The organism is Streptomyces sp. NPDC111802 (genome assembly GCF_055634335.1).
The window spans coordinates 1-5,763 of sequence record NZ_JBVKCZ010000133.1; the positions used below are offsets into that span (position 1 = coordinate 1).

Here is a 5,763-nt window from a genome sequence, read left to right on the forward strand (position 1 = left end):
ACAGCCTCTTCAAATCCGGATCGAGCCTCTTGCCGCCCACGGTCCTCGCAACTCCCATGATCATGAGTGTTGCGAGGACCGCTAGAACCTAAGGTCCACCGGCGCGGGCCTTCTGTGTTCCCTTGTCCGCGAAGACCAGCCGAGCGTGGGAGTCCATGCATGTGCCGAAGTTCTGCACGTGCGAAGGAGGAGATAGCCACCATCCTTCGGAACTTCACGCGGCTCGTGGCTCGCTCAACGTCACATTCCGGATGACCGACCCGTCACCGGTCACCCACGTCCATTACCGCCTCCTGCAGCGGCCATTGCTGGGGTTCAAAGATGGTTCCGAGACCGTCTCGGTGCGAAGCAAGGCAACAGACCCGTCGCCGTGACACAGCCTCAGCCCCAATAGCCACCGCCGACGCCGACGCCAGAAGAATCCCCCGGAGCCGACGCCGCCTCCGGAGCAGCCTCCACCGGCGCAGGAGCCTCAGCCGGGGCGGGAGCGGGAGTCTGCTGCTCCACAGGCGCAGGCCCAACCGCAGGAGCCTGAACGTCAGGTGCCGCGTACGGCGACTCAGCCCCAACCTGATAGAGCGGATTCAACAGCGAGTCAACCGTGATCTCACCCGCCCCAGTACCCTGCGGGGACACAGCTGCAGCAGGAGCCGGGTCGGCCAGAGAATTCTGAGGCTGGTTCTGCACGTCAGCAGCCGGTGAAGCCGAAGGCGTAACCGTGCCGCTATTGGTGGCGGTGCCGTCAGCTGCTGCAACCGGGGTGATACCGCTCGCGGCAGCAATGCCGCCGGCATCGGACGTGGTCGCTGGTGTGGTGGTCCCACTGGCGGAAGAAACCCCCAGCTCCTGCTGGCTCTGCGGGTTGGGGTTGTGGGTCCACCTGCCGCCCCCGTCCTTGTTACCCGCCCACGCCCAGTGAGGATCACTGGCACCCGTGTACTCGTAATGGTCACCAGCCCAGGTGAAGTCGCTGGACGAGCCCTGGCGACCAGATGAGGCACCGGCCACCTGCTGGCTGCTCGTACTGTCTTGCGGGGCCGCAACAGCAGCTTGCTTCGAGCCTGACAGAACCTCTTCGGGCGTCAGATCCTTTATGTACTGCGGGCCAGCAGAGGCCGGGATCGGCCCATACGCACGTTCATACATCGAACGTGGGAACGAACCCTCCTGTCCCTCAAAGCTGACCCGAGTCCCGTCCTCACTGAGAGTGGCACGCTTCCCGTCAGGCATGGTGAAAGTGCGCTGCCCCTGACCACCGTTGTCCTGACTCTGCTCATCGTCCTCGTCCTGCGGAGGGAACAACGTCTCCGTCGACAACTGCGCGGGTGTACCAGTGCCGGCGGGACTAGTGGCGGGGGAACTGGTGGCGGAACCCGAGCCAGTGGCGGTGAAAGTGCGCTGCCCCTGACCACCGACACTGGAACCACCCAAGCCAGCGGAACCCGAATCAGAGGAACCAGAGCCGTTGGAACCCGAGCCGTTGGAGTAATGCTTCGCTACTTCGGCAAGCTCGGCTTGGTTCGGCCCGGGAGCCACACCCCAGCTAGGGTTTTCCCCCACCGTTCCCTGTCCTCTCATGAGTTCGTCCTGAGTTGCCGGCTTCGGGTTCTGCATGTTCCTCGCGTCAGAGGCGTGACCTAATCCCAAAGCGTGACCCCACTCATGAGCGGCCCTGGGCACGTACTGGCCCAGCATCGCGTTCTCGAAACTCTGGTAATCCGGATAAGCCCGCCTCACATGGAATTTGTCTTGATCCCAAACGCTTCTCATTTTGAACAGGTTTGCGTTCGGATCAACTGATATCCCGGTGGAGGTGGCTGCGGCGAATTCACCCGAGTCCGGCAGGGTGCCCATCCTGATGGGCACTTGGGGATTTTCACTCTCAATGAGGAGGTCACGCCCGAGTTCCCGGTTCCAAATACTGGCACCATCTCTGAATACCCGCCTTCCCGCGTCGGGTACGGTGGGATCAAATCCGTAATGTACGCGGCCATCCGGACCGGTTTTAGCCCAGTCCTTATTCGGGTTCACCTCCGCAGAACTGACAGTGGCGTTCATCAGCTGGATACCGCCTGTAACGGCCAGGCTCACGACTGTTGCGGTAAGGAAGCGCCTGTTCTTCAGACGGGTAGCAGGCTTTCCCAGGCGGTGTCGACCATGCTGATTGTTCGGACGAGTCATTTCATGTTCCTTCCTATTGCCGCTCGTACGGATCGACGATGACGGCGAAGCGAGGGATGTTCCGCTTCTCGTAGGCCCTCGACCGGAAACCGTGTGCTCTATGCCTATTAAGACCCGTGGGCAGCCCACCTGTTTTACGCTTAAAGTATTCACTCGGGAGCTATCCGCAAGCCGAAAGGTGGCAGGCCGATACAACTTTGGTCACAAACCCAGGGTGAGATCCGGGAGAAGGGGGCCAGGAATCTCATGACCTGGCGGTGGGCGCCCCGTAAAAGCGGCGCTTGTCGGTGATCGCGACCCGTGGCACGGTCTCCATGCCCTTGAGGAGCTTGCGGAAGAACCGCCTGGCCGCGGCGGTGGCGCGGGTGCTGGTCACGAGGATGGCGAGGATGTTGCCATCCTGGTCGGCGGCCCGCCACAGGTACCGCATCCGGCCGTTGACCTTGATAAACACCTCGTCCAGATGCCATTTATCGCCGACTTCGGCCGCCGACGGCGCAGGCGCACGGCGTAGTCGGGGCCGAAACGGTCGCACCACAGGCGGATGGCTTCGTAGGGCACCTGGATGCAGCGCCCGAAGAGCAGCTCTTCCGCGTCGCGCTACGACGACCACCACCAAGATCATCACGCCCCGCACCTCAACTTGATAACGCCCGGCTGTCGCGTGCAGTGGTGCCGTATAGGGCTGGAAAGCCACGCTTTTTGTCATCGCGCCCATGGGTTCCGAGTGCGTGCCTCCTTACATTGTTTGGTCATTGACATGACCAACATCACGCCTGCTGGCGCGTAACAAAGGTTCTTTTCAATTACGCGTGACTTCGCGGGCGGTGTGTGTTCTGCTGATGCCGCAGCAACTGTTACCCGGGGTATCACCCCCCAACTGTTCGAGGTGTCGTGTGAGGAAACGGAAAGAGGCTACCGATCTCCGAGCGGGACGCCGCTGAGTCGCCGTATAGAAAACCCGAAGCCATAAAGAAAGGAAGAGAGATCATGGGGAAAGGCAAGGACCTTCAGGATCAGGTCGTGGTGGTGACGGGTGCGGCGCGTGGTGTCGGTCGGCAGCTGGCGCGCGAGCTCGCAGCGCATGGTGCGCGGATCGCGCTGATCGGTCTGGAGCCGGAGGAGTTGCAGCAGGTGGCGCAGGAGCTGCCGACCGATTCCGGTTACTGGTACGCCGATGTCACTGATGCCGAGGCCATGACAGAGGTCGCCGGTAAGGTCGTGGAGCACTTCGGGACCGTCGATGTCGTCGTCGCCAACGCCGGTGTGGCTCTGGGCGGACCGTTCCTGGAGTGCGACGCCCGCTCCTTCGACCGGGTGTTGCAGGTCAATCTGCTGGGCAGTGCCAACACCGCCCGCGCCTTCCTGCCCGCCCTGCTCGACAGTCATGGCCATCTCCTGCAGATCGCTTCAATGGCCGCCATGACCCCCACCCCCATGATGGCGGCCTACTGCGCCTCGAAGTCGGGCGTCGAGGCGTTCGCTCATTGTTTGCGCGCCGAGGTCGGCCACAAGGGCGTCACCGTCGGCGTGGCGTACCTGAGCTGGACCGACACCGACATGGTGCGTGGCGCGGACGAGGACGACGTCCTGCGCGAGCTGCGCCGGCGCCTGCCCTGGCCGGCCAACCGTACCTATCCCCTGCGCCCGGCCGTCGACCGCCTCGTCGCCGGCATCGAACGTCGTTCCCCACACGTCTACGCCCAGGGCTGGCTTCGCGGCCTGCAAGGCATGCGCGGCTACCTCCCCGGCATCATCGGCACGGCGGGACAACGCGAGATGCGCCGGTTTGAGCCCCAACTGTCCGCCGACCGTGAAACCCCCCTCCGCCTGGTCGGCGCAGGCGGCGCCGCAGACGAACTAGCCCAGGCCGAACAGGTCCAGGCCCAACAAGACCGCATCGACGCCGCAGACCCGCAGCAGCCCTGGAACACCGCGGACCCACGGCAGCAGTACGGCGGCACCGCAGGCCCGCAGCGGCAGTGGGACGCCGCGAATCAGCAGCACTGGGACACCGCGGGCCTGCAGCAGGTCTGGAACCCGAAGGTGCCGCAACTGCACGGAAACGCGGAAGAGAACGGCCGCCCCCGGCACAGGTCCGCGTAGCGGCGCCGCTGTTCCATGCGGATGAGGCCGAGAGTGCCGTATCCGGTCCGCCTTCCTGTCAAGGGAGGCACGGGCCATCGAATTCCGGCATTCAGGGCTCGGTCAGTTTCACTTGAATGTGATGTTCCTCCATGAGCAAATTACCTTCGCCGATATCGCTGCTACTGTTGGGGTCCGGTGTCTTTCTGCTGGTTCTTGGACCCATGCTCGCGCTGTACGTCACGCCGCGGGTCAAGGTGACTCCAATCAATCTCAATGTCACTAACGTCGTCAGCGGGAAAGGCAGCTACTTCGACCAGGACTCTCTGTCCGTCAAGGAGAATCAGACACTCACCATCACCCAGCGGGTGCTGGGGGATGTCGCGGCCAGCGAGCGCAGCGGCTACGCCGTCCTGGACATGTCCTCGACCGTCGACAGCCCCGAGACTCTGCGGCTGAAGGACCCGCGTAAGTCGCTGGAATGGAGCGTGGAGCGGTTCGTCAGCGACCGCCGCACGAACCGGCCGGTGCACTGCTGCGGAGAGAAGCCGTACCACCGGGGGGACGTGTACCTGAAGTTCCCCTTCGATGTAGAAAAACGCGACTACCGCTGGTGGGACGGCACCCTCGGCCACACGGTCGTGCTCCACTTCGACGGCGTCAAGAAGGTTCAGGGCTATGAGGGATACCGCTTCACCGGAGTAGTGAAGCCGTCCAAGCGCAAGACCCGGCAGGTACCCGGGGCCCTGGTCGGACGGTGCAAACAGGCTCAGATACTCGCCGAGGAGTGGTACAGCAACGACAACATCGAATTCATCGTCGACCAACGCACCGGCCAGATCCTCCGCGTGACCATGGCCCCGAAGGTGACCCTGCGGGCACCGGGCTCCAAGCACGACGCGGTGACTCTGCTGAGCAGCGACCGGCTGCAGTCACCTCCCGCGACCCAGCGCGCCGCGGTGGCCTTCGCCTCTAAGAACAGCCACGACCTTGAACTCGTCGAGGAAAAGGCACCGGCGGGCGCACGGGCGTTGGGGGCCGTGCTCACCATCGTGGGCGGCTGGCGGGTGGCGCGCAGCAGGCGCACTCGCAGAGGACGTCACTCCGGGTGAGGCTGCAAAGCGCGCGACAGCACCGCAGCCCGCCGACAGCGGCGCACAGGGCCTCCGCGGAGGCAGAACGACCGGTCGACCTTCCCAGCTGGGCCGGCCTACGTGTTCGGTAAGGGTCATCGCGTGAACTGGGGCGGCCACATCGACAACAGATACGTGCAAGATCTATAACTCCACCTGTGCGGCCGCCCGTGCCCCGGCCTCGTTGTTTCACGACGCCGAGCGGTTGATCGTGCGCCCGTGATGTCGTGTTCGTTCCTGTCGGGGGCGTTGGTCCGGCAGGTTCGCGCGTCGGCTGTCGTGCCGGTGGCGCCGGGTTCCACGGACCCGGTGGACTGCGGGGTGTCCTCCTCCCGGTGCTCGTCGGGGCGTCGATATTGGTCAG

General features: G+C 64.0%; 2 protein-coding genes and 2 pseudogenes. 2 read left to right on the plus strand and 2 right to left on the minus strand.

Annotation, left to right across the window (positions count from 1 at the left end):
* Window positions 1-381: 381 nt before the first annotated feature.
* The gene (locus ACZ7NC_RS44285) at window positions 382-2,181 is read right to left on the minus strand and encodes a zinc metalloprotease (RefSeq protein ID WP_471497790.1); all 1,800 of its coding nucleotides are present in this window, start codon (window positions 2,179-2,181) and stop codon (window positions 382-384) included.
* Window positions 2,182-2,426: 245 nt separating this feature from the next.
* Window positions 2,427-2,781, minus strand: a pseudogene (locus ACZ7NC_RS44290) (IS6 family transposase); the annotation flags it as partial.
* A 390-nt stretch (window positions 2,782-3,171) separates the two neighbouring features.
* Here ACZ7NC_RS44290 and ACZ7NC_RS44295 point away from each other — a divergent pair.
* Window positions 3,172-4,053, plus strand: a pseudogene (locus tag ACZ7NC_RS44295) (SDR family oxidoreductase); the annotation flags it as partial.
* A 365-nt stretch (window positions 4,054-4,418) separates the two neighbouring features.
* Window positions 4,419-5,378, plus strand: a complete 960-nt coding sequence (pgfA, locus tag ACZ7NC_RS44300) for a cell envelope lipid trafficking protein PgfA (RefSeq protein WP_471497792.1) — start codon at window positions 4,419-4,421, stop codon at window positions 5,376-5,378.
* The last annotated feature ends 385 nt before the right edge of the window (window positions 5,379-5,763 follow it).